Origin of the sequence: Luteolibacter sp. SL250 (genome assembly GCF_026625605.1) — a bacterium.
In the GTDB taxonomy this organism is placed as follows: Bacteria; Verrucomicrobiota; Verrucomicrobiia; order Verrucomicrobiales; family Akkermansiaceae; genus Luteolibacter.
Window position 1 is genome coordinate 4,242,511 of record NZ_CP113054.1, and the last position, 24,822, is coordinate 4,267,332.

At 63.2% G+C, this 24,822-nt stretch carries 20 protein-coding genes; 10 read left to right on the top strand and 10 right to left on the bottom strand.

What is annotated here, in order from left to right; all coding sequences use genetic code 11:
• Positions 1–311 precede the first annotated feature (311 nt).
• Genes OVA24_RS18280 through OVA24_RS18290 form a run of 3 tightly spaced genes read right to left on the bottom strand, consistent with a single transcriptional unit; the run spans position 312 to position 5,155 of the window.
• The gene (locus OVA24_RS18280; RefSeq protein WP_267671560.1) at positions 312–806 is read right to left on the bottom strand and encodes a hypothetical protein; all 495 of its coding nucleotides are present in this window, start codon (positions 804–806) and stop codon (positions 312–314) included.
• 56 nt (positions 807–862) lie between these two features.
• A complete protein-coding gene (gene sucB, locus OVA24_RS18285) occupies positions 863–2,344 on the bottom strand; it encodes a dihydrolipoyllysine-residue succinyltransferase (RefSeq protein WP_267671561.1) in 1,482 nt (493 codons plus the stop codon).
• Between the two features lie 39 nt (positions 2,345–2,383).
• A complete protein-coding gene (locus OVA24_RS18290; protein ID WP_267671562.1) occupies positions 2,384–5,155 on the bottom strand; it encodes a 2-oxoglutarate dehydrogenase E1 component in 2,772 nt (923 codons plus the stop codon).
• Between the two features lie 143 nt (positions 5,156–5,298).
• On the opposite strand from OVA24_RS18290, the gene OVA24_RS18295 reads away from it, so the two are divergent.
• Positions 5,299–6,231, top strand: coding sequence for an ABC transporter ATP-binding protein (locus OVA24_RS18295; protein WP_267671563.1), 933 nt, complete (start codon positions 5,299–5,301; stop codon positions 6,229–6,231).
• 150 nt (positions 6,232–6,381) lie between these two features.
• Positions 6,382–6,576, top strand: a complete 195-nt coding sequence (locus tag OVA24_RS18300; RefSeq protein WP_267671564.1) for a hypothetical protein — start codon at positions 6,382–6,384, stop codon at positions 6,574–6,576.
• A gap of 15 nt (positions 6,577–6,591) precedes the next feature.
• Here OVA24_RS18300 and OVA24_RS18305 read toward each other — a convergent pair whose 3' ends face one another.
• Positions 6,592–6,984, bottom strand: a complete 393-nt coding sequence (locus OVA24_RS18305) for a hypothetical protein (protein WP_267671565.1) — start codon at positions 6,982–6,984, stop codon at positions 6,592–6,594.
• A 171-nt stretch (positions 6,985–7,155) separates the two neighbouring features.
• Here OVA24_RS18305 and OVA24_RS18310 point away from each other — a divergent pair, with 171 nt between their 5' ends.
• Positions 7,156–10,392, top strand: a complete 3,237-nt coding sequence (locus OVA24_RS18310; protein WP_267671566.1) for a PVC-type heme-binding CxxCH protein — start codon at positions 7,156–7,158, stop codon at positions 10,390–10,392.
• 200 nt (positions 10,393–10,592) lie between these two features.
• Here OVA24_RS18310 and OVA24_RS18315 read toward each other — a convergent pair whose 3' ends face one another.
• A complete protein-coding gene (locus OVA24_RS18315; protein WP_267671567.1) occupies positions 10,593–10,757 on the bottom strand; it encodes a zinc ribbon domain-containing protein in 165 nt (54 codons plus the stop codon).
• 234 nt (positions 10,758–10,991) lie between these two features.
• Between OVA24_RS18315 and cimA the strand changes: the two genes are divergently transcribed.
• The 4 genes from cimA to OVA24_RS18335 are packed head-to-tail and all read left to right on the top strand — an operon-like array spanning position 10,992 to position 14,633.
• Complete coding sequence (gene cimA, locus OVA24_RS18320; RefSeq protein WP_267671568.1) at positions 10,992–12,569, top strand: citramalate synthase; 1,578 nt, start codon at positions 10,992–10,994, stop codon at positions 12,567–12,569.
• An 8-nt stretch (positions 12,570–12,577) separates the two neighbouring features.
• Positions 12,578–13,267, top strand: coding sequence for a hypothetical protein (locus OVA24_RS18325; RefSeq protein WP_267671569.1), 690 nt, complete (start codon positions 12,578–12,580; stop codon positions 13,265–13,267).
• On the top strand, positions 13,264–13,953 hold the full coding sequence (locus OVA24_RS18330; RefSeq protein ID WP_267671570.1) for a hypothetical protein: 690 nt from the start codon (positions 13,264–13,266) through the stop codon (positions 13,951–13,953). The genes OVA24_RS18325 and OVA24_RS18330 overlap by 4 nt, the downstream gene beginning before the upstream one ends.
• Positions 13,950–14,633, top strand: coding sequence for a hypothetical protein (locus OVA24_RS18335; RefSeq protein WP_267671571.1), 684 nt, complete (start codon positions 13,950–13,952; stop codon positions 14,631–14,633). The genes OVA24_RS18330 and OVA24_RS18335 overlap by 4 nt, the downstream gene beginning before the upstream one ends.
• 502 nt (positions 14,634–15,135) lie before the next feature.
• On the opposite strand, the gene OVA24_RS18340 is transcribed toward OVA24_RS18335, so the two are convergent.
• The 4 genes from OVA24_RS18340 to OVA24_RS18355 all read right to left on the bottom strand — a co-directional run bounded on the left by OVA24_RS18340 (position 15,136) and on the right by OVA24_RS18355 (position 19,482).
• Complete coding sequence (locus OVA24_RS18340) at positions 15,136–16,446, bottom strand: DUF1501 domain-containing protein (RefSeq protein WP_267671572.1); 1,311 nt, start codon at positions 16,444–16,446, stop codon at positions 15,136–15,138.
• Between the two features lie 46 nt (positions 16,447–16,492).
• Positions 16,493–18,421, bottom strand: a complete 1,929-nt coding sequence (locus OVA24_RS18345) for a DUF1549 domain-containing protein (protein WP_267671573.1) — start codon at positions 18,419–18,421, stop codon at positions 16,493–16,495.
• Positions 18,422–18,499: 78 nt separating this feature from the next.
• Entirely contained in the window at positions 18,500–18,922 is a 423-nt protein-coding gene (locus OVA24_RS18350) for a (deoxy)nucleoside triphosphate pyrophosphohydrolase (protein WP_267671574.1), read from the bottom strand.
• 101 nt (positions 18,923–19,023) lie between these two features.
• Entirely contained in the window at positions 19,024–19,482 is a 459-nt protein-coding gene (locus OVA24_RS18355; RefSeq protein ID WP_267671575.1) for a hypothetical protein, read from the bottom strand.
• Positions 19,483–19,671: 189 nt separating this feature from the next.
• Here OVA24_RS18355 and tgt point away from each other — a divergent pair, with 189 nt between their 5' ends.
• The 3 genes from tgt (at position 19,672) to secD (ending at position 23,694) form a co-directional block, all read left to right on the top strand.
• Positions 19,672–20,805, top strand: a complete 1,134-nt coding sequence (tgt, locus tag OVA24_RS18360) for a tRNA guanosine(34) transglycosylase Tgt (RefSeq protein WP_267671576.1) — start codon at positions 19,672–19,674, stop codon at positions 20,803–20,805.
• A complete protein-coding gene (yajC, locus tag OVA24_RS18365) occupies positions 20,802–21,137 on the top strand; it encodes a preprotein translocase subunit YajC (RefSeq protein ID WP_267671577.1) in 336 nt (111 codons plus the stop codon). The genes tgt and yajC overlap by 4 nt, the downstream gene beginning before the upstream one ends.
• A 67-nt stretch (positions 21,138–21,204) precedes the next feature.
• Positions 21,205–23,694 carry a protein translocase subunit SecD gene (gene secD / locus OVA24_RS18370; RefSeq protein ID WP_267671578.1) on the top strand — a complete coding sequence of 830 codons (2,490 nt, stop codon included), beginning with the start codon at positions 21,205–21,207 and terminating at the stop codon, positions 23,692–23,694.
• A gap of 216 nt (positions 23,695–23,910) precedes the next feature.
• On the opposite strand, the gene OVA24_RS18375 is transcribed toward secD, so the two are convergent.
• Entirely contained in the window at positions 23,911–24,777 is an 867-nt protein-coding gene (locus OVA24_RS18375) for an EF-hand domain-containing protein (RefSeq protein ID WP_267671579.1), read from the bottom strand.
• Positions 24,778–24,822 lie beyond the last annotated feature (45 nt).

Sequence of the window (24,822 nt, forward strand, 5' to 3'; positions counted from 1 at the left end):
AGGTGGGTTCGTGCTGTTTGGGGGGGTGCTCTCCGGAAGCGGGGGGGGACTTCGTTCGAACGGCCGCAAGGTGGCACAAATCCGGACAACATCCCATTACGCGATCGCGTGATGAAAGAGGCGATCAAGGATTTAGGAGGCGTTTTTCTGCCGCAGCTTGAAGGATGACGCGGAATACACGGATGAGAGAGAGGATGAATCCGGGAAAAAGAAATCCCCGCGGAGAATCGGAATCCGCGCAATCCGTTCAATCCTTCCATCCGTGGTCAAAAAACGCCCGCAGGTCCCAAGGAACGACGAAAACCAGAGGGCTACGACCAGCGGCGGGACTTCATCCACACCAGGTTGAGGAACTCCTCGTAGCCATTCACAATCCAGCCGAGCCGGACAACCGTGCCGTCCTGGGTGATCCGGAATTTGTCGTTCTCCCCGTCGTGGAAGAATTCGAACGGCTCATCCAGCCGGACCTGCTTCCGCCGGGTGACGAGGCTGGAGACGGTCATGACATTCTCCGCGACGGATACCCGGAAGGTGAAGAAATGGACCAACATCCAGAGCAGGAGGCCGGGGATGACGGTGGCAAGGATGATGCCGGAGATCACCTCCGCAGGGTCATTCGCCCGCGCGGGATCCATGGGCTTAGAAAGGACATAGCAGGTCACTCCCGCGAAGATGACGAGCAGGATCAGCGGCAGGATGAGGAGCGCCTTCGCGATGCCGCCTTCCCTGCCCCGGAACGTCTCCTCCGCCTCCGCCGCGACGCATTTGCGGAGCAGGGCGATCACTCCTTTGACGAGCAGGTCCATTGGGGAAAAGGAAAAGGGCGGGATCACTCCCGCCCTTCCGTGGATTTTTCAGGTCCTCACATCTCCAGCAGGAGACGCGTCGGATTCTCAAGGCAGTCCTTGATGCGGATGAGGAAGGTCACCGCCTCCTTGCCGTCCACCAGGCGGTGGTCGTAGCTCATGGCGAGATACATCATCGGGCGGATGACGACCTGGCCATTGAGTGCGACGGGACGCTGCTGGATGGTGTGCATGCCGAGGATGCCGCTCTGCGGAGGGTTGAGGATCGGCGTGCTGAGCAGGGAACCGTAGGTGCCGCCGTTCGAGATGGTGAAGACACCGCCGGTCAGGTCCTCGATGGTGATCTTCCCTTCCTTCGCCTTGTTGGCGTAGCCGATGATGTCCTTCTCGATCTGGGCGAAGCCCTTCTTGTCCGCGTCACGCAGGACGGGAACGACCAGGCCCTTGTCGGTGCCGATGGCGACGCCGATGTCGTAGAAATGGTTCTCGATGATGTCGTTGCCCTCGATGCGGCCGTTGAGCGCGGGCACGTCCTTGAGCGCCTGGGTGACGGCTTTGATGAAGAACGACATGAAGCCGAGCTTCACGCCGTGCTTCTTCACGAAGTCATCCTGGACCGCTTTCCGCAGGTCCATGACGGCGGTCATGTCCACCTCGTTGAAGGTGGTGAGGATGGCGGCGGTCTGCTGGGCGTTGACCAGATGCGTCGCGATCTTGCGGCGCAGCATGGACATCTTCTTCCGGGTGGTGCGGCCATCGCTGGTTTCCGCCGCGGCGGACTCACGTTGGGCAGGGGCGGAAAGGACGGTCAGGTCCGGCTTCAGGCGCGGGGCGTCCTGGGCGGCGGCAGGCGCGGCGGCGGGTGCCGCTGCAGGAGCTGCGGCGGCTGCTGGCGCTTCCTTGGCCGGGGCAGGTGTCGCCACCGGCTTCGCGGCGGCGGCGTCTTCCGCGGCGTTCGGATCGATGGTGGCGATCACGGTGCCGATGGAAACTTCCTCACCTTCGGCGACCAGCACCTTCAGGCGGCCGGAGACTTCCGCCTCCAGTTCGTTGGAAACCTTGTCCGTCTCCAGAGTGACGAGGATCTCGCCCTTGTTGACGATGTCGCCATCCTTCTTGCGCCAGGCGGCGACGTTGGCGGAGGTGATGGACTCACCGGCGGCGGGGACTTTCACTTCCACCACCAGACCGGCGGACGAGCCGATGCCCGGTTTCGTGTCATCGGAAGACGGAGCGGCGGCCGGCTTCGCGGCGGCTTCCGCAGGAGCGGCGGCCGGTGCGGACTGGGCGGCGGGTGCGGCGGCACCTTCCTCGATGCGGGCGATCACGGTGCCGATGGCGACTTCCTCACCCTCGTTCACCAGGATGGCCAGCGTTCCCGCGGCATCCGCCTCCAGCTCGTTGGAAACCTTGTCGGTTTCCAGCGTGACGAGGACATCGCCTTTCTGTACGGCGTCGCCGTTCTTCTTGTGCCAGCGGGCGACATTGGCGGAGGTGATGGACTCACCGGCGGCGGGGACTTTGACGTCGAGGGACATGAGTGAAACGTGTGGGAAACGGATGGATTCGGACGGGGATCAGATCTCGAAGGCACGGCCGAGCAGCGCCTTCTGTTCGCGGTAGTGCATCGTCTTCGATCCGGCGGCGGGGCTGGCGGCGGTGACGCGGCCTGCGTAGCGGACCTTCTTGCCGACGACCTCCTCCAGGTGCGGGAAGATGAACGACCACGCGCCCATGTTCTGCGGCTCCTCCTGGCACCAGATGAACTCGGTGGCGTTCGGATACTGGCCGATGATCGCCCCCACCATTTCCTTGTGGAACGGGTAGAGCTGCTCGATGCGGATGATGGCGGCGTTCTCGATGTTGTGCTCCGTGCGGTAGGCCATCAGGTCGTAGAAGACCTTCCCGGTGCAGAACACCACGCGGTTCACGTCCGCCGGGTTGTTGAAGATCTTCAGGTCCGGCAGCACTTCCTGGAAGCAGGTGCCCTCGAGGAAATCCGCCTCGGAGGAGACCGCCTCCGGCCGCGTGAGCAGGCTCTTCGGCGTCATCAGGATGAGCGGCTTGCGGAACTCCCGGCGCTTCTGGCGGCGCAGCGCGTGGAAATACTGCGCCGGGGTGGTGAAGTTGCCGACGATGATGTTGTCCGCCGCGCAGAGCTGGAGGAAACGCTCCAGACGGGCGCTGGAGTGTTCCGGACCCATGCCTTCGTAGCCGTGCGGCAGCAGCATGACCAGGTCGCTGGGCGTCTGCCACTTCGACTCCGCGGAGACGATGAACTGGTCGATGATGACCTGCGCGCCGTTGGAGAAGTCACCGAACTGGGCCTCCCACATGGTGAGCATGCTGGGGTAGCCGAGGGAGTAACCGTAGTCGAAGCCGAGCACGGCGAACTCCGAAAGGAAGGAGTTGTAGACGCAGAACTTCGACTGGTTCTCGCTCAGGTTCTCCAGCGGGATGTAGCGGTTCCGGTCCTCGAAGTCGTAGAACACGGCGTGGCGCTGGGAGAAGGTGCCGCGGCGGCAGTCCTGGCCGGACAGGCGCACCGGATTTCCTTCCAGCAGCAGGGAACCCCAGGCGAGGGATTCCGCGAAGGCCCAGTCGATGGGGCCGCCGCCCTGGAGCGCTTCCTCACGGCGCGGGACGAAGCGTTTCGCCAGCGTGGGGTGAAGGGTGAAGCCCTCCGGTACGTTGGTCAGCACCTTGCCGATGTGGTGGAATTTCTCCTTGTCGATGCCGGTGGCGACGGAGGCATGGGAATACGGTCCCTGCTCGATGGCGGTGGAGCCGCTGTAGACGGTGCGGTCTCCCGCCTCGGTCAGTTGCACCATCTTCTGGTAGCCCGCCTCCAGGCGGGCCCAGATGGCCTGCTCCAGCGCGTCCGCATCCGCCTGGGAGAGGACACCCTCCGCGACGAGCTTCTTCTTGTAAATGACGCCGAAGGTTTCGCGCTCGGCGATCTTCTTGGCGATGATCGGCTGGGTGAAAGCCGCCTGGTCCGCCTCGTTGTGGCCCTGGCGGCGGTAGCAATACATGTCGATGACGATGTCGCGGCCGAACTTCTGGCGGAACTCCAGCGCGAAGCGGGCCGCCCAGTACAGTTCCATCGGCTCCTCGCCGTTCACATGGAGGATCGGCGCGTCGATCATCTTCGCCACGTCCGTCGCGTAGGAGGACGAGCGGGCGTCCGCCGGGGAGGTGGTGAAGCCGATCTGGTTGTTGACGATGAGGTGGATGGTGCCGCCGGTGCGGTAGCCCGGGAGCTGGGAAAGGTTCAGCACCTCCGCGACGGAACCCTGTCCGGCGAAGGCGGCGTCCCCGTGGATGAGGATCGGCAGCACCTGCTTGCGGTCGGTGGCGGATCCGTCATCACCCAGCACCCGCTGGCGGGCGCGTGCCTTGCCCTCGACGATGGCGTTGACCGCCTCCAGGTGGGACGGGTTCGCGGCCAGGCTCACGCGGACATTTCCGTCCGCCAGCTCGCGCACGCTCTCGTAGCCGAGGTGGTATTTCACGTCCCCGTCACCGGCCACGAGGTCCGGCACGTAATTCGGCGTGAATTCATAGAGAATGGTGGTCAGCGACTTGCGGACGAAGTTCGCCAGCACGTTGAGGCGTCCGCGGTGGGCCATGCCCATCTCGATCTCCAGCACGCCCTGGGACGGGCAGTGTTCCAGGATCGCGTTGAGGACCACCATGGAGCCTTCGCCGCCTTCCAGCGAGAAGCGCTTCTCACCGATGAACTTCTTGCCGATGAAATTTTCAAACGCCTCCGCCTCCAGCACCCAGCGCAGGGAGTTGACCTTGCGCTCCTGGGATTCGGAAACGGTCGTCGCATGCAGCTCGATCCGTTCGCGCAGCCAGTGGCGGACGGTCGTGTTGTGGATGTGCATGAACTCGAAGCCGATGAGGCCGCAGTAGGTCGCATCCAGGGCGGACACCATGTTGCGCAGCTTCATCTTATCCCCGTGGCGGAACCACTGGGTGGACGCCTCCCGGTCCAGGTCCGCTTCCGTGAAGCCGAACTGGTCCAGTTTCAGACGCGGGTTGACCTCCGGCGGGTCGAGAGGATTGATGCGGGCCTGGGTGTGGCCCAGCGTGCGGTAGTTGTACACCAGGCTCACGACCTTGCCGTAGAATGCCAGGTCGGAATCGCTCGCCTTGCCGGGTGCGGCGGCCGGTGCGGACGCACCCGCCTCCTCACGCCGTTTCGCCTGTGCGGCGCCCAGTTCGAAACCTTCGAAGAATGCGGACCAGGTGGGCTCTACCGAGCGGGGATCCTCACACCATTGGGCGTACTTTTCATCCAACAAATCCGCATTCAAGCGGGGCGAAACCGATGAGTTCATGAGCGATGGGTCAGGTATCGGCGGAAAGCCTGCGGAAATTTCCGGCTTGGCCCGCCACGCGCAACGCTTAGTTAAGGGGTCGGCCTCGCCTCGTCAACCGCACAACCGTTATTTTCATCACGTCCTAAGGGCAAAAATCACCCATGATCGAAGTCCATCAGCTCAGCAAACGCTTTGCCCGCCACGAAGCCGTCAAAGGCATCTCATTTTCAGTCGCCAAGGGAGAAATCGTCGGCTTCCTGGGGCCCAACGGAGCGGGCAAAACAACCACCCTCCGGATGCTGACCGGCTACCTCCCGCCCACCTCCGGCTCCGCCACCATCGCCGGGTTCGACATTTTCCGCCAGTCGCTGGATGCCCGCCGGAAGATCGGCTACATGCCGGAGAACGTCCCCCTCTATGAAGACATGCGGGTACGGGAGTACCTGCGCTTCCGCGCCCAGCTCAAGGGCCTGAAAGGCGGCGACGCCCGCCGCCGCGTGGGCGACGTCCTGGACACCTGCGGCCTGGAGAGCGTCCGCCGCAAGATGATCAAGACCCTCTCCAAAGGCTACCGCCAGCGCGTGGGCCTCGCGGACGCCTTGGTCCACCAGCCGGAACTCCTCATCCTGGATGAGCCGACCAACGGCCTGGACCCCAACCAGATCCGCCAGATCCGCGAACTCATCAAGCGCCTGGCCGACAACCACACCGTCCTGGTGTCCACCCACATCCTCTCCGAGGTCGAAATGACCTGCAACCGCGTCATCATCATCGACAGCGGGCGGATCAAGGCCGCGGACACCCCGGCGAACCTCATCGGCCAGATGCGCGCCGCAGGCCGGGTCCAACTGGAACTCCAGGCGGACGCCGATGTCGCGGGAGGAGCGATCTCCCGCCTCGACCGGGTGAAAAAGGTCAGTCCTGAGACGCTCGACGACGGCTGGACCCGCTTCACCGTCTGGGTCGATTCCGGTACGGACGCCCGCGAGCGCATCCACAACCTCGTCGCCCAGCACGGCTGGCCCTGCCGCTCCCTCTTCCGCCATGAAGCGACTCTGGAGGATGTCTTTGTCGAACTGACGCGGAAGGATTGAGGTCCACGCCTTCATCCGTGAAACAAGAAGATCTACCGCAAAGGCGCGAAGGCGGCAAAGGAGCGCAGAACAACGGCATTGGAGTAAGGAGGGAGGACACTCCTGTCCTCCGGCGGCATTGGCGAACTACCAGAGGTTAACCGTAACGCCGTGCATTCGCAGGCCTCCTCACCCAACTACAAGTTTCTGGCAATCGCGGTTTCCAACCATCTGGTCTTCTACCTGATGTTCGTGACTTTCCAGCTATGGATTTTCCGCATGCGGGGCTGGAAGGTCCTGCTGGCGGTGACCCTGGGTGTCGGCGCATTCATGGCGGAGCTTTTCATCCGTGTCCATCATACCTGAGCAGGTAGTTGAAGATCAGTCCTGCCCGGCCCCACCGTGGTTCATCCACTTCGACCAAACAGGCAAGCCAATGGTCTCCCTGTAGGAAAACGGCAGATCAAACTTCCTGCCGGTATCTTCCACAACGCAGACGTAGAAGTATTCAATACCCGGCTCCTCGATCCGTTTCACCGCCCTTCCTACCCGGATGCGGGAGCCCTTCTTGACGATTTCACCCTCCTTGTCCGACTTATCGGGGAGCTTCCGGGCGTAATGTCTTCCGAGATTCCGGACCAGCTTGATATCCTCCTCCAGCGTCCGGACCTCCCCGCCGCGGCCCTCGACCCCATCTCCCGGCACCACTGGCAGCCTCACCCAGCAACCGGGAAGCAACACCAACAGCAATACCAACGGCAGGGATCGCTTCATCAGTTCCAGCATTCCCGTATTTCCGGAAATTCCGCGACATCCCGCAACAGCGTTCTTACCTGCCCCCTCCCCATCCGGTTATCCCACGAAAGAACCATGCCGCAGGGGCCGAATACCCTCCTTCAAAGTTCGACGTTGGACGTTCGATGTTCAATGTTCCCCATCAAGCCCATGTCCCCGCGCCACCTGATCCTGTTCCTGCCCGGCATCGCCCTCGCCGCACCGGAGACCTTTCCCGCCGCCAATGGCCTGACGCGCACGCTCGTCGCGAAGGAGCCGTTGCTGAAAAACCCGGTGTCCGTCACCGTGGATGTGGATGGCACCGTCTATGTCACGGAGACCGCCCGCCGGAAGGCCGCGGACCTGGACATCCGCGAGTTCACCCAGTGGATCACGGATGACCTTTCCCACACCTCCGTGGAGCAGAAGCAGGCGTTTTTCCGCAAGCAGCTCGACGGAAAGAATTTCCAGGACCACCCGTCGCTGAAGGACCACAACAAGGACGGCGTGGTGGACGTGAAGGACCTCACCGCCATAAGTGAGAAGATCATCAAGTTCACCGACAAGGACGGCGATGGCGTGATGGATTCATCCGAAACTTTCGCGGAGGATTTCAACACGGAGGTCACCGGCATCGCGGCGGGCGTGTTCGCCTGGCGCGGGGATGTATACAGCACCATCGCCCCGGATGTGTGGAAACTCCGCGACACGGATGGCGACGGAAAGGCGGACAAGCGGGAATCCATCGCCCACGGCTTCGGCCTGCATATCGCCTATGCCGGGCATGACATGCACGGCCTCACGTGGGGACCCGACGGGAAGCTCTACTGGTCCATCGGCGACAAGGGCACCAGCGTGATGTCAAAGGAAGGGAAACTCTGGTCCGCGCCGCATGAGGGCGCGGTGCTGCGCTGCAACCCGGACGGCACGGAGTTCGAGATCTACGCGCGGGGCCTGCGCAACTGCCAGGAGTTCGCCTTCGACGACTACGGCAACATGTTCGGCGTGGACAATGACGCGGACATGAAGGGCGAGCGCGAGCGGTTCGTCTACATCACGGAAGGCTCCGACACCGGCTGGCGCTGCTACTACCAATACCGTAAATCCGGCGAGTACCAGCCATGGCTCGCGGAGTCCATCTCCATCCCCACCGGGCCGTTCCAGCCCGCCTACATCACCCCCACGCTCGCCAGCTACGGCGACGGCCCCGCCGGATTCGCCTACAATCCCGGCACCGCCCTCAGCGACCGCTACAAGGGCTCCTTCTTCACCAGCGAATTCCCGAAGGGCGAGATCCAGGCGTTCAAGGTGGAGGAAAACGGAGCCTCGTTCCGCATGACGGACGCCCACACGGTGGTGAAGGGACCCATGATCATCGGCATCAACTTCGGCCCGGATGGCGCGCTCTATGGCGCGGACTGGGCGGGCGGTTATCCGCTCAAGGAAAAGGGCGCGGTCTGGAAGCTGGATGACACCTCCGTGAAGGACAGCGCCGTACGCAAGGAAGTCGCCGCCTTCCTCAAGGCGGGACCAACCGACGTCGCCACGCCGGATCTGGTGAAACGCCTTTCCCATGCCGACCAGCGCGTGCGCCTGGACGCCCAGTGGGAACTGGCGAAGCGCAAGGCGATCCCGGAACTGAAAGCCGCCTCCACCAGCGCGGAGTCCCCGCGCATCGCCGTCATCCACGCGCTGTGGGGGCTGGCGCAGACAAAGACCTTCGACACCGCCGTTTTCAAAACCCTCGCGGAAGGAAAGGATGCGGAACTCCGCGCCCAGGCCGCGAAGTGGGCGGGTGAGTCCGCCGGGGAAGCCCAGCCGCTTCTGACAAAACTGCTCACGGATTCCTCCTCCCGTGTCCGCGCCTTTTCCGCCAATGCCATCGGCAAGCTGAAGATGGACTCCGCGCTGGATGCCGTGGTCGCCATGCTCGCGGAAAACGATGGACGTGACGTGTATCTCCGCCAGGCCGGCGTGATGGCGCTTTCCGGCATGGAGCCGGACAAGGTCGCGGCAAAGACGCTCACCCATGCTTCCGCCGCCGTCCGGGTGGCCGCCGCCGTCGCCTTCCGCCGCACCTCCTCACCCCACGCCGCCGCATTGTTGAAGGACAAGGAAGCCGCCGTCACCAGCGAGGCCGCCCGCTCCATCTACGATGCTCCTGGTATTTCCGCCGCGATGCCCGCGCTGGCCGCCCTCATCCAGGAAAACCCGAAGGCGGAGGCACCCGCCGCCCGCCGTTCCATCGCCGCCAACCGCCGTCTGGCGGACGCCGCATCCGCGGGGCGCCTGCTGGCAGTGGCAGCCTCTGCGGACGCACCGGAGGCGACCCGCGTCGCCGCGCTGGAAGCGCTCGCCACCTGGGACAAGACTCCGGAGCTCGACCTGGTCGATGGCCGCTACGATCCGTTCAAGCCCGGCGACAACACACCCGCCACCAAGGAAGCCGTCACCCGCGCCATCGCCGCGCTGAAGCATGACGCGTCCGACGCCATCGCCGTGGCCGCCGCGGATGTCGCCGCCGCCTTCGGCATCGCAGCGGACCCGAAGGAACTCGCAGCCGAAGCGACCGACACCGCCGCAAAGCCCGCCGCCCGCGTTCGCGCCCTCAAGCTGCTCCGCAACGCCGATGAAAAAGCCTTCCGCGGGATCGCCTCCGGTCTTCTCAAGAGCGACGAACCCGCCCTCCGCTCCGCCGCCGCCGAGCTGCTCGCCGTGCAGTGGCCTCATGAAGTCGTGGAATACATCATCTCCGCCGTCTCCACCTCCAAGGACAACGCGGAGCGCCAGAACGCCGTGAGCCTGCTCCTGCTGGTGAAGAACGACGCGAAGGCGAAGAAATACCTCACCGACCTGCTCGCCGCATCCATTGAAAAGCCGGACGGTCCCATCCTGCTGGAGCTGCTGGACGTCGCGGACGCGCTCAAGATGAAGGCGGGCCGCACCCTGCGGGCGAAGCTCGACAAGACCGCCCCCCATCTCGCCTCGCTGGAAGGTGGAGACGCCGCCGCCGGGCAGAAAGTCTTCACCGGCCACCTCGCCGCCCAGTGCCTGGCCTGCCACCGCATCGGCCCGGAGGGCAGCAACGTCGGCCCGGAACTCACCCATATCGGCACGAAAGGCCGCGACTACCTGCTGGAGTCCCTCCACGATCCCGGCGCGAAGCTCGCCCCCGGCTTCGGCATGATGACCGCCATCCTCAAGGACGGCACCGCCCTCGCCGGCGCCCTGAAGGAGGAAACGCCTGACTCCCTCTCCCTCACCCTGCCGGACGGCACCGCGAAAAAAGTCGCCCTTACGGAAATTGCCAGCCGCACCCCACCGGTCAGCACCATGCCCCCCATGGGCGCCATCCTCACCCCGCGTGAGATCCGCGATGTGGTGGAATACCTTTCCACACTGAAGTGAACGTCCAACATCGAACGTCCAACATCGAACATTGAAGTGAAGAGAGAGGTGCGGTGACTGCGCTGGGGGAGAGTATCCTTGGGAATCAGTGGGTGTTTTTTAAGCACAGATTAAAAAAGGCCCGCAGTTCTCCAACGCCCAATGGAGCGCTTCGGCTCATCGCTTCTTCACTTCGACGTTCGATGTTGGACGTTCGATGTTCACTCTCCAAGCCCTCGGGCGTACACCTCATCTTCCGTGAAGACGATGGTCATCGGGCGGCAGCAGATTTCGCAGTCATAGTCCACCTCCGTCGGCATCTCGTCCGGGTAGGGGACGGCGACCTCGAAGACCTCGAAACACGTGGGGCAGGTCACTTCGGCCATTTCCATATCACAAGCACCGGACCTGAAACCGGGACGGCGGACAAGCACGGAAATCCGGCCTGGGACCGCGGAATTCATTCCGCTTGGCTTCGCATGTTGGCGGGATTCTCCGGGGCGGGATGAATCCCGCGGTCCCAGTAGGCGCGCTCATCCCGAAAAATTGCCCCATTTTCCGCCCCGCGCTTCCCCCTTGCCCATTCCCCGCGCAGCCCCTACGGTCTCCGCCCCCAGCCGATGAGCGCCAAATCCGTATTCCTCTATGACACCACCCTCCGTGACGGCACGCAGGGGGAAGGCTTCCAACTTTCCGGACTCGACAAGCTCCGGATCGCCGAGCGTCTGGACGCATTCGGCGTGGACTACATCGAAGGCGGCTGGCCGGGCTCCAACCCGAAGGACGTCGAGTTTTTCCAGGAGGCGAAGAAGCTGGAACTGAAGCACGCGAAGCTCGCCGCGTTCGGCTCCACCCGCCGCGCGAACACCCCAGTGGAGGAAGACCCGCAGGTCGCCCTGCTGCTGGCGGCGGAGACGCCCGTCGTCACCATCTTCGGCAAGAGCTGGGAGATGCAGGTCACCGAGGTGCTGCGAACCACCGTGGAGGAAAACCGCGCCATGATCCACGACACCGTCGCCTACCTGGTGAAGCACGGCCGCGAGGTGGTCTATGATGCGGAGCATTTCTTCGACGGCTACAAGGACTCCCCTGAGCACGCGCTCGCCGCCATCGAGGCCGCCGCGCAGGGCGGTGCCTCCTGCCTGGTCCTCTGCGACACCAACGGTGGCACCCTGCCCTCCGAGGTGGAGGAAATCTGCGCCGCCGTGAAGGCCCGCATCCCCAACACCCCTTTCGGCATCCACACCCACAACGACTGCGAGCTGGCCGTCGCCAACGCCGTCGCCGCCGTGAAAGCGGGCGGCACCCAGGTCCAGGGCACCATCAACGGCTACGGGGAACGCACCGGCAACTGCAACCTCACCTCCGTCATTCCCATCCTCCAACTGAAGATGGGCATCGAGGTCGTCCCCCAGCTCGACAAGCTGCAGGATCTTTCCTACTTCGTCGATGACGTCTCGAACAACCCGCACTTCGCGCGCGCCCCGTTCGTCGGCCGCACCGCCTTCGCGCACAAGGGCGGCATGCACGTGAATGCCGTTCAGAAGCTGGCACGCAGCTACGAGCACATCGTCCCGGAAAGCGTCGGCAACGCCCGCAACATCCTGGTGTCCGAACTCAGCGGCCAGTCGAACATTCTGCTGAAGGCGGAGCGCCTCGGCATCCCGCTGGAGAAGGGATCGAAGGAGGCATCCGCCATCCTGAAAAACGTCAAGGAACTGGAGAATGAGGGCTACTCCTTCGAGGCCGCCGGCGGCTCCCTGGAGATCCTCATCCGCCGTGAGCTGGGCCAATACACGAAACCCTTCGACCTCACGGAATACCACACCAGCTTCCGCCAGTACCGCGACGGCCACCCGCCGGTCTGCGAGGCGACCGTGAAGCTGGCCGTCAACGGCACGCCGGAACTCACCGTCGCGGAAGGCCACGGTGTGGTGAACGCGCTGGACCTTGCCCTGCGCAAGGCACTCCTCCCCTTCTACCCGGAAATCGCGGAAGTCTCCCTGGTGGACTATAAGGTCCGCATCCTGGACGGCCATGACGCCACCGCCGCGAAGACCCGCGTGCTCATCGTCTCCACCGACGGCCACCGCAACTGGGGCACCGTCGGTGTTTCCGACAACATCATCGAGGCGAGCTGGCTCGCCCTGGTGGACGGCATCGACCTCTTCCTGCAACGCCGCAAGGCCGCCAACTGATCCCCAACATGGCGGCGCCGGAGACAACCAATCCGTACGCCGCTCCATCGGCCATCAACTCCCCGGCCACCGGACCATCCCACCTCTGGCAGATCGACGGCATCGGTCTGTTGGTCGCCCATAGCGCGGTGCTGCCGAAGATCGACCTCGAGTCCGGCAGCGAGGATCCATCCCTGGTGGAAGTGAGGCGGAAGTTCGTGAAAGCCCACTGGTCCATGGGGTTCATGGGTTTGTTGGCTATGATGTTCCAGTTCATCCCCAAACCGCTGCGAAGCTGGGACGGGCATAGGTTCTGGATCTCGCTGATCGTCTTTTTCGGAGTGTGGCTGGGGCTTTATTTGCTGATCCACCTCACCCTCAGCCGCCGGGTTCGCTTCACCACCTACGTCCAGCCCGCTGCGGAAGCACGCCGGAAGAGGAACAGGAACATCCGCGGGGTCATCTATTCCGTCAGCATTGCCTTCATGATCTCACCACTGGTCTTGCTTTATTCCGATCAAGCGGCGCTTCCGGATACCAATATCCTCCTGATCATCGGCGTGATCGGCGTGATCGCGTGCGTGTACTGGCAATATCAGACCCGGCCCAAGATCCACATGACCCTCGAGTCCAACGGCTGGTTGAGGCTGGGAGGTGTCCACTCCAGCGCCATCCGGCGGTTGGAGGCCTGGAGGGAAGAACACCGGGAGGCCCCATGACTGCCCGGACCGATCCCTACGCGCCACCTGCGGTTGACGAACCGGCAGCGGAGCGGAGAGATTCCGCCTGGCATGTCGAAGCCGGCTGCATCCACGTGCAGGATGGGGCGGTGCTGCCTGCCATCGATCTCGAAACCGGCGGCACGAACCCAGCCCTGAAGCCAGTGGAGCGGAAATTCGTGAAAGCCCACTGGTCCATGGGTTCCGTGGGCCTCGGTCCGCTGTTGTTCCTGATCCTCCCCAGGCATCTGAAAAAATGGGATGCCATTCCGGTGGGTATCTCCATGACCGTCATCGCGATGGTGTGGCTGTCCGTCTATCTGGTGATCTTCCTCGCCCTCAGCCATCGGATGACATTCACCACCTACGCCCATCCCGTTGAGGAAGCCCGCAGGAAGAGAAACAAGAACATCCGCGGAACGCTCTACCCCCTCAGCCTCGTCCTCCTGATCTCATCCATTTATCTCCTGTTCAAGGACACCACGGCTTTCCAATCCACGGCCCTCACCTGCATGATCGTTCTCAGCGTCATCGGAATGATTGCGATCTCACTCTGGCAATACAAGGAACGCCCGACCCTCATCATGACCCTCGGATCCGACGGCTGGTTGAAATTGGCAGGCATCCACCCCGATGCCCTCCGTCATCTGGAGGACGGGAGAGTCACTCATCCTCAGACCCCATGAACGGCGAATCCAATCCCTACACCCCGCCTGCGGTGGAGGAGCCAACCGCGGAGCCACGGGACTTCCCTTGGTATGTCGCCGCGCGCGGTATTTTCGTGCAGAATGGAGCGGTGCTGCCGGAGGTCGATCTGCTCACCGGGGAGGAAGGAGGCCATCTGCACCCGGTGACTCATCGGGTCAACCTGACCAAGGGAAAGTTCCCGGACCTGCAGACGATTCTCATGATCGCAGTCATCGCCGGAATTGTCGCCGCAGATCTGCCGAAACATTGGATGGTCATCTCCGCGTCAGGCACCGCCTACCTCACCAACCTGATATTCAGGAAGAAGCACCCGCAGGTGAACTTCACGTTCTTCAGCCTTTCGGAAGCCAAGCGGGCCTCCGCAGGGAAGACCATCCTGCTTGTCGCGGAAGCGCTTCTCCTGCTCGCCGGTATCGGTTCACTGGCCTTTATTGAAATGGAAGGATGGTCATGGGCCGGTTTCATCGTGTGCATCCTGTGTTCCCATGGGGTTTCAAAACACCGGAAAGAAATCACCACCCGCGGACTGGAGATCCGGGAAGCGGGCGGCGCGCCCGGTTGGGTGAGGATCGGTGATGCACATCCCGCCGCCCTTGCGAAGCTGGATGAAATCCAGAAGCACCGCGGGCCATTGCCCCCTGAGTTCCCGCCGGCCTGAACGGATCACCGGCAAAAGGATTCCATGGCCATGAATCCGCCCGTTCGCTCCATGAACTGACACCTGATCTACGCATTCGCGTAATGCCGATGTGTCCGATTTGGTGCCATTGTATTCCTGTCAGCGCGACGGACGCCCCCCACCGGAAACGCCGACAACATCCCCCAAAACAAGCGATCCCCCCGAACGCGACAACCGGCAGAGAAGTCCCCCCGCTACTCTGCCGGTTTGCTTTTTATGTAGCGAAGCTCGTGAGAACTTCGGCGGAGCAGATGGGTGAAATCCCCAGATATGGTTTGCGGAGGGACGTGGTGGAAGATCTTTGGGGGCATCAGAGCGGCGGAGTTTCGGGGGCGACGGAGAGGTCGCCCAGCCGAAGGTCTCACGACCTTCGCTACATCCCATGGCTCGCCACATCCCACGAAATTCGCAACTCCCCGCCCAAAAGAAAACCCCCGTTCCGGAGGACCGGAACGGGGGCCATGAATCAATCGGTGCCGGATCAGGCGAAGATCGAGGTGATCGGCGTCGCCTTGGCGGCATCCGGACCGGCGATGCGGAACGGACGCTTGCTCGGGGACATGAGCACGAGGTCGTGAGGCAGGCCGAGGGCGTAGGCGATGGTGGCGTTGAAGTCCTGCGGGGAAACCGGCAGTTCGGCGACTTTCTTGCCTTCCTTGTCGGTGGAACCGTACTTCATGCCGCCTTTGACGCCGGCACCCGCGAGCGTGCAGGTGAATGCGCCCGGGTGGTGGTCGCGTCCGCCCTGGTGCTCCGTCTTGATCTCGGGAGTCCGGCCGAACTCGGTGGCGACGACGACGAGCGTGTCCTTGAGCTTGCCGGTGGCTTCCAGGTCCTTGATGAGCGCCGCGTAGGCTTGGTCGAACTCCTTGCAGCGTCCTTCGACACCCGCGAAGTTGTCATAGTGGGTATCCCAGCCGCCGAGCTGGATTTCGACGAAGCGGACGTCGTGCTGGATCAGGCGGCGTGCGAGAAGGCAACCCTGGGCGAAGCGGCCGGTGCCGTAGAGGGCGCGGGTTTCGGAGGATTCCTCGCTGAGGTCGAAGGCTTTGAGGTCCTTCGAGTTCATCAGGTTGATCGCCTCGCGGTAGAGTTCCTCATAGGCCTTCACGTCCTGGTTCGGATACTTCTCGTGGAATTTCTTGTTCATCCGGTCCGCGAGCGTCAGGCGGCGGGCGAAGTCCTCTTCGGACACACCGCTGGCGCGGTGGGAGTCCTGGAGGCCGGCGTCCGGGCTGCCGATCGGTGCGGCGGCATACTTCGCGCCGAAGAAACCACCGCCGGTGTATTCCGGAGAGGCGTTGATCGCCACGAACGGAGGAAGCTCCGGGTGGAGGCGGCCGCCGAGGCGGGTCACCCAGGAACCGAGGGACGGGTGGCGGATGGTGCCGAGCATGTTGTAGCTCGTGTGCATCACGTAAGTGCCCTGCTCGTGCGCGCCCTGGGTGGACTTCATCGAGTTGATGACGCAGACCTTGTCCATGACCTCCGCGGTCTTCGGAAGCCAGTTGCCGATCTGGACACCGTCGGCCTTCGTCTTGATGGCCTCGGTCTTGCCCATGATGTCCTTCTTCTCCTTCACGTCGTACGTGTCAACGTGGCTCATGCCACCACTCATGTAGAGGTAGATGACATGCTTTGCTTTCGCAGCGGAGGCACCCGCACCGGCAGGTGCGGCGGTGGCGATCGTGCTGCCCATCATCGGAAGAAGATGGACGCCGAGGTAGGCACGGGCGGCGTTCGCCATGAAGTGGCGGCGGGTCAGCTCGTCTGCTTTGTTGAACGGATTCATGGTTTTTGGTCTGGGATCAGGGTTGCTCGGGCTTTTTTCTGAATTTTTATTGGAGGAACAGGAACTCGGAGGACATCACGAGGGAGGAGACGATGTTGCGGTAGCCTTCCTCACCCTGTGCCTTCACTTCCTCCTGCATCCAGCCCATTTCCTCTTCGGACGGCGGACGGCTGAGGATGGCGAGGTAGAGGCGGCGGATCTTCTCCGCGTCGGACTTCGTGCCTTCCAGGCTCTTGTAGAGGTGGGCGCTGGAGTTGTTGACCAACTGGCGCTGGACGAAGCCGTTCATGAGGGAGAGCACCTGGCCGACGTTCGGCTCCTTGCTGGCACCTTCCACCACCATCCGGTCGGACTGGCCGAAGAGGTAGAGGAAGTGGTCGCGTGGCGCCGGAGATGGCAGCTCGGAGGCACGCACGCGGGCGTCCTTGTTGTAGCTGACGACCTCGCTGCCCATCGACATCATGGAGTCACCCTTCTTGGAGGGGGATTCGGAGTTCTTGTCGCTGCGGATCTCCTTCACCAGGTTGTTGAAGTAGGCGCGCATGTCCTTGTCGGAATTGATGGCGAGCACCTCGTTGGAAAGGTCGATCATGGTCTTCTTGCCGACCAGAACCGGCCTGCCGCGCAGGTGGATGCGGTTGTCCAGCGTCCGTGGGGCCTGGTCGTCCGGGATGCCACCGGCGAGGGTGATGAGGGAGTCCCAGATCTGCTCGGAGGACAGGCGGGAGATCTTGCGGCCGTGGAAGTCATCCCCGGTTTCGACGATCGAGTTCTTCGGGTTGGTGCCGAACTGGAAGGTCCGGGTGAGCAGCAGCACGTGCTGGAAGGCCTTGAGGTCGTAGTTGAGCTGCACCATCAGGCTGCCCAGGTAGTTCATCAGCTCCGGGTGCTGGGTCTTGGCTGGTTCGATGTACTCGTCAACCGGCTCATAGACACCGCTGCCCATCACGCGCTTCCACATGCGGTTGGCGATGAGGGACGGGAACTGCGGGCCGGTCTTGTTGACCACCCAGTCGGCGAATTCCTGGCGGCCGTTGTGCTTGTCGCCCTTTTCGGACATCCGCACCGGCTTGCCGAAGGGGGTCTTCGCACCCACCATCTCGCCCGGCTTGCCGTCACGGTACTGGTAGTCGGCGGGCAGTGCGATGGCACCCCTGCCACCACCGGAGAGGGAGTTGCCATAGACCTGGTCCCACAGGATCTCGGCGATGTAGTATTCCTCGGTCTGGTACTTCTCACCATCCTGCAGCTCGCGGTAAAGCGGGCCCATGGCGTCCTTGTTGATCTCGCCCTGGCCGTTGGTGAACGCGGCGAGCTGGTAGAAATCGTGGCGCTCGGTCTTGCCGAACGGATCGTCGTGGCACTGGGCGCACTCCATGTGGGCGCCGAGGAAGACGCGCATCGAGTTCGAAAGGTTGTCGAGCGGCATACCCCGGTCACGGGTGTAGTAGCCGACGGCTGCCGTCGATGGATCCCAGCCGTTGCCTTCGGAGGCCAGCAGGCGGGAGGTCATCTCATTCCACGGCATGTTCTTCTCCACCGCGTTGCGGACCCAGAAACGGTACGGGGCGATGGTCGCGTCCACACCATCGCGGCGGTCCACGATGCGCAGGAGGTCATACGCCCAGTTCGTCATGTGGCTGGTGTAGCCGGGGGAGGAAAGCAGGTAGGCCACCAGTTCGTCGCGCTTGGTGGCGTCTTCCATCTCCATGAAATCAATCGCCTCCTCAGCGCTGGGGATCCGGCCGATGGAGACCAGGAACGCGCGGCGCAGGAACGTGGCGTCATCCGTCACGCCGGGCACCGGAAGATTCTGGCGGCGGTAGAAAGCCGCGATGTGTTGGTCAACCTGGAGAGCGGCCTTCTTCAGGAAAGCCGGGTCATCCTGAGGCCTTGCCGGAGCGGCGGAAGCCACTGGAATGAATGCCGTAACGACCGAGATGATCGCGGCAACAGTAAAGCGGGGACATTTCATGGGTTTGGGAAGTTCAACTACGCTCGCAAAATTTTCCGGAACCGTCAACTCCCCATTCCCGGGATGTTTTTATCTTTTTCAGGTCGCAAACTCCCTCAACGCCAACTCCTCCAGAATGGGGACATCCGCGGGCGCCCACTCCAGTTCCCGGGCCTCCGCGAGGGTTCCCCAGCGCACCTCGGAGTGCTCCAGCGGCAGTGGATTTCCTGACAGAGTTTTACAGAAAAAAGGCATCAAACGGACCACCACCGAGCCATAGTCCCAGCGGACATCCCCCAGCCGTTCCCCCACCCCCACACGGATGCCCAGTTCCTCCTCCAGTTCCCGGACCAGCGCCACATCGGGCATTTCGCCCTCATCCACCTTCCCTCCCGGGAACTCCCACAGCCCCCCGAGATGCTTTCCATCCGGACGGCGGCACATCAGGCAACGCCCCTCCCCGTCCACGATCACACCGCAGACCACCTGGATCTCCCGCCTGCTTTCTCCCGTCCCGTCCATGGACCCTTCATGACCCGGCGGGCCCACCCCCGTCCAAAGAAAAAAGCCACCGGAACCCCGGTGGCTTTTTAAAAAATATCGGATCCGGAGATCCGCGGAAATCAGGCGAGGGTGCCCTTGTCTTCCTTCTTCTTGTCACCGTCCTTGCACTTGTCGCAATCCTTGGCGATCAGGGTGCCTTTTTCCTTCTCCTTGTCCTTGCACTTTTCGCCGTCCTTGCACTTCTCACCGTCGTTGCCGGCCAGGGTGCCTTTTTCTTCCTTCTTCTTGTCGCCGTCCTTGCACTTGTCGCAGTCCTTGGCGATCAGGGTGCCTTTTTCCTTCTTGTCACCATCCTTGCAATCGCCGTCCTTGCACTTTTCACCGTCCTTGCCGGCGATCAGGGTGCCTTTCTCCTTGTCCTTGCACTTTTCGCCGTCCTTGCACTTCTCGCCGTCGGTGCCGGCCACGGTGCCTTTTTCTTCCTTCTTGTCGCCGTCCTTGCACTTGTCGCAGTCCTTGGAGAAAGCGAGCGGGGAACAGATGGCGGCGGCGAACAGGGTCGTGAGAATGAGTTTCATATGGTTGGTCGGTGTGTGTTGGTTTTTGGGTTGCTGCGCGTGATGCTACGGTTTGAACACCGGCAGTGAAAAATATTCCCGAAAATTTTCAAGTGGTGATTTGAACCGGCCCCGGCCCGCTGGAAAGAAGGGATTCCACCCTCTTTATGGGCTTGGCCGCGGGGGCATTCCCGTCTATCCACGCCGCCCGTGTCGTTCACCGTTCTCAGCACAGACCCACAGAGTTCCGCCCGCCGGGGGGAGCTGGTGCTGCCCCACGGCACCGTCCAGACCCCCATCTTCATGCCGGTGGGCACCCAGGGAACGGTGAAGACCCTGCACCCGTGGGAGCTGGAGGAGCTGGGATCCCAGATCATCCTCGGGAACACCTACCACCTCTGGCTGCGGCCCGGCCATGAGCTGGTGCGGGATCTCGGCGGCCTGCACGGTTTCAGCACCTGGCGGAAGCCCATCCTCACGGACTCCGGCGGCTTCCAGGTCTGGTCGCTGGCAAAGCTCCGCAAGATCACCGAGGAGGGCGTCCGCTTCAACAACCATCTGGACGGCTCGAAGATGATGCTCACCCCGGAGCTGAGCATGGACATCCAGGCCTGTCTCGGCTCGGACATCGCCATGTTGTTCGACGAGTGCCCGCCCTACCCCTGCGATGAAAAATACGCGGCCAACTCCCTCGCGCTGACCACCCGCTGGGCGCGCCGCTGCAAGGACTGGATCGTCAAAAACGGGCCGAAGTCCGGCGAGGGCCGCCAGCACCACTTCGGCATCGTCCAGGGGTCCGTCTACGCGGACCTGCGCGAGCAGTCCGCCCGGGAGTTGGTGGAGCTGGATTTCGACGGCTACGCCGTCGGCGGCGTCTCCGTCGGGGAGCCGGAGCATGAGATGTTCCGCGCCATCGACAATGCCGTCCCCTTCCTCCCGCAGGACAAGCCCCGCTACGCCATGGGCCTGGGCACCCCGCCGCAGATCCTGGAAATGATCTCCCGCGGCGTGGACATGTTCGACTGCGTCATGCCCACCCGCATCGCCCGCCACGGCATGGCCTTCACCCTGGACGGCCCCATCAACATCAAAAACCTCATCCACGCGAAGGATCCCTCCCCCATCTGCGAAAGCGCCCACCCCCATGTCGCGGGCTTCTCCCGGGCCTATCTCCGGCACCTCTTCCGGGCGGGGGAAATCCTCGGTTTGCGGTTGCTTTCCTTCCACAATCTGCATTTCTACCTGTCCCTCGTCGCCCGGGCACGGGACGCCATCAGCGAAGGGAATTTCACCGATTTCAAACACGCATTCATCCAACGCTATACCCGATCCACCATCCCATGATCTCCATCCCGACGATTTTCTCCTCCCTTCCGCTCGCCCAGGCCGGTGACGCCCCCGCGGGCATCTTCGGTCACCCGGCGGTCATGCCGGTCCTGCTGATCGTCATGTTCTACTTCCTCCTCATCCGCCCGCAGCAGCGCCAGCGGAAGGAACAGGCCGCCCGCATCGCCGCACTGGCCACCGGTGACAAGGTGACCACCACCGCAGGCATCCACGGCATCGTCCACAGCATCAAGGACAACACCGTCATGGTGAAGGTCTCCGAAGGCACCTTCATCGAGTTCGACAAGCCGGCCATCGCCTCCGTCCGCAAAAAGGACAGCGAAGCCTGATAGAGCCGCACCTCCCCCACGTTTCCTCTCTCCCGCGCCCCCGGGGCGCAAACCCGACCAGCCCGCCATGCTCGCCGCAACCGCCGCCAAAGATCCATCCGCCGCCATGAGTGCGCTGGACTACCTCCGTTCAGGCTTTGAGGACCCGCTGACCCTGTTTTTCATCGCCCTTTCCCTGCTCATCCTGTTCTTCTGGTACTTCGCCACCGACATCGAGAACCGGAAGCGGAACATCGGCACCATCCTCATCCTCGGCATCTGCGGACTATGCGTCCTCGCCGCCACCCCCCCGCGGGAGCGTCTGAAAGGCGGCATCGACATCCTCGGCGGCTCCGCCTTCACCCTGCGCGTGCAACCGCGGGAGGGAGCGAACGGCCAGATGGAGGCGCCCACCGCCTCCCAGATCGACCAGGCCATCGTGGTGCTGCGCAACCGTCTGGACTCCGCGGGCACCAATGAAGCCCAGATCAACCGCTTGGGCGAAGACCAGATCCAGGTCCAGATGCCCGGTGTTTCCGAGCAGGAGTCGGCGGAGATCCGCGAAGCGATCGAGAAAGTCGCCAAGCTGGAACTCCGCGAGGTCAGCCCGCGGAACGACGAGGTCATCGAGGGCAAGACCCTCGCCCAGCGCGCCCATGAGGGGCTGGAGATCGTCCCCGGCTACCGCGCCTACATGCTCAAGGGCAAGACGGAGGAAGGAAAAGAGTATGAGCAGCCCATCCTGCTCAACCGCCGCACCGCCCTCGGCGGATCGGACATCGTCAACGCCTACCCGTCCCCGCAGCAGAACGACGCCGTCGCCGTCACCCTCAGCTCGGAGGGTGCGGACAAGATGTTCAACCTCACCAGGAACATGCGCCTCAAAGTGGATCGCATCGCCGTGGTGCTCGACGGCGAGGTGCTCAACGCGCCGGTCGTCAATGCCGTCCTGAGCAAGGATTTCGTCATCAGCGGCCTTCATGATCCCGGCGAGCCGAAGGCGCTCTCCGACGCGCTGATGAACCCGCTGGAAAATCCGCTGGTGGTCGAGACCCAGAACAAGGTCTCCGCCGCCTACGGATCCGCCATCATCACCCAGGCCATCTGGGCCGGTGTCGTCGGCCTCGCCATCACCTTCCTCTTCGTGCTGCTCTACTACCGTGCGGCCGGTCTGGTCGCCGTCGTCGGCCTGCTGGTCAACGGGGTCATCCTCTTCGGGATCATGGCCATGTTCGGCTTCCCGTTCTCCCTTCCCGGCATCGCGGGGATGATCCTCACCATCGGCATGGCGGTTGACGCGAACGTCCTCATCTATGAGCGCCTGCGCGAGGAAATGGCCGCCGGCAAGACGCTGAAGTCCGCCATCAGCAGCTCCTACGAAAAGGCGTTCACCGCCATCTTCGACTCGAACTTCACCTCCCTCATCACCGCCCTCATCCTCTTCTGGCTGGCCAGCGGCACCATCAAGGGCTTCGCCGTCACGCTCACCATCGGTCTCCTCGCCTCGCTGTTCTCCGCCATCCTGGTGACCCGCGTGCTGTTCCGCTGGTCCATCGACCTGGGCGTGCTGAAGAAGCTCTCCTTCATGAGCCTCATCCCGCCGACGAAGATCGACTTCCTCGGCAAGCGGAAAATCGCCTTCGTCATCTCCGTGGCGCTCATCGTGGTCTGTGCGGCCAACTTCTACATCAAGCGGAACGACGCGCTCGGCATCGACTTCACCGGCGGCTCTGTCATCCAGTTCCAGCTCGCGCAGGACCAGTTCATCCCCATCGACGAGGTGAACAAGGCCCTCGACGGCCTCACCCTCTCCAAGGAGGCGAACGCCACCGAGGAAAGCAGCGCCGCCACCGGCGTGCTGCTCAGCGTGCGCTGCGCCACGGAGGACGCCGGAAAGATCTCCGCGAAGCTGCGTGAGTCCATCCCCGTGCTGGGTGAGCGCCTGCCAGCGAACCAGGACGGCACGCCCGGTGAGTTCAAGATCGCCGAAAGCGCCCAGGAAGTCTCCGCCTCCGCCGGCAGCACCTACATCACGGAGTCCCTCATCGCGCTCGGGCTCGGCCTGGTCGGCATCTTCCTCTACATCGCCTTCCGCTTCGAGTTCGCCTTCGCCATCGGCGGCTTCCTCTCCACCGTCCACGACGTCGTCCTCACCATCGGCCTCATCGTCCTGTTCGGCTCGGAGTTGTCGCTCCTCCACGTCGGCGCCATCCTCACCGTCGCCGGTTACTCCCTCAACGACACCATCGTCATCTACGACCGGATCCGCGAGCGCCTGCGCTACGAGACCGGCTCCATCGAGTCCATCATGAACGAGGCGATCAACGCCACCCTGGCGCGGACGATCCTCACCGCGGGAACGACGATCATCACCCTGGTCATCATCTACTTCCGAGGCGGTCCGTCCCTGGAAGGCTTCGCCCTCACCATCCTGGTCGGTCTCATCATCGGCACCATCTCCTCGGTCTACATCGCCACGCCCATCGTGCTGTGGTGGGGCAACCGCAAGGGCGGCAACCTCCGCAGCTATGTGGTGAAGGAGAAGAAAGCCGAAGCCCTTCCGGAACCAGCCAACTGATCCGGCCACCGGCATCCCGATTCATCCACCGCACCTTCCCTCTCCGGGAGGGTGCGGTTTCTTTTTGGACAGGAAAAGGTAGCGGAATGGCTGCGCCATTCCGGCTGGGTACACCCGTTCCATCCCCAAAGGTCCGCATGGAACCCCCGTCCACCCGCCGTGATGGCCCAGCCATCACGCTACGGACGATCGACTCAAGGAAAGCTTCAACACCCTTCACTCCTCCTTCGCGGGAGTGGGAAAGTCCGTCTCATCCAGCTTCTTGTCGCCGTTCTTGTCCAGCGCCTCGAAGCGGTCTTCCTGGAGGTCCTCTCCCAGATCCCGGACCGGAGGCGCTTTCCTGAATTCCTCGAAACTGACCGAGCCGTCCCCGTTCTCATCGAGATCTTTGGTGATCCTGCGCGGATCCCGCGGCGGACGGTCGGGACCACCTTCGCGATCCGGGCCACCTTCGCGTTTCGGTTTTCCCTCGCCATCGCGGTCCGGCCTTCCGTCACCGTCCCGGCGGGGCCTGCCATCCCGGTCCGGACGACCGGGACCATCCCGCGGACCGGGAGGCCGGTCCTTGATCGTGATCTCACCATCACCGTCGGTATCCAGCCTGGCGAACAGGGCCTCCTGCTTCTCCACCGGCAGCTTCTTGAAAAGTTCACCCGCCTTCAGTTCCGCGAGGCTCACGCCGCCGCTCTTGTCGGTGTCCAGTTCGCGGAATCTCATCATCGCGGCATGCGCCCCTCCGGACGGCGGCCGCTGCATCATCACCTTCAGTTCATCCGCACTGAGGATACCGTCCTGATCCTTGTCGAACCGGGAGAAAATCTTGCTCCGCTTTTCCTCCGGCAGCTTCTGGATGCGGGGGAGATTGTCGAATTCCGCGCGGGTCACCATCCCGTTGTTGTCCGTGTCCGCCTCTTTCCACCCCCTGCCGGGGCGGCGCTCACGGCCACCGCCGCCTTCCTTGCCACCCTCCATTCCGGGACGGCCCGGAGGCCGGCGCTCACCGCCCCCTTCCGGCTGCGCGCCCACCATCGCGGCGGGGATCACCAGGCCAGCCAGAATCATCGGAATGGATATCGGTTTCATAAATTTCAGCAGGCTTCTGTTGTCACTGTGCAAACAACGGAATAC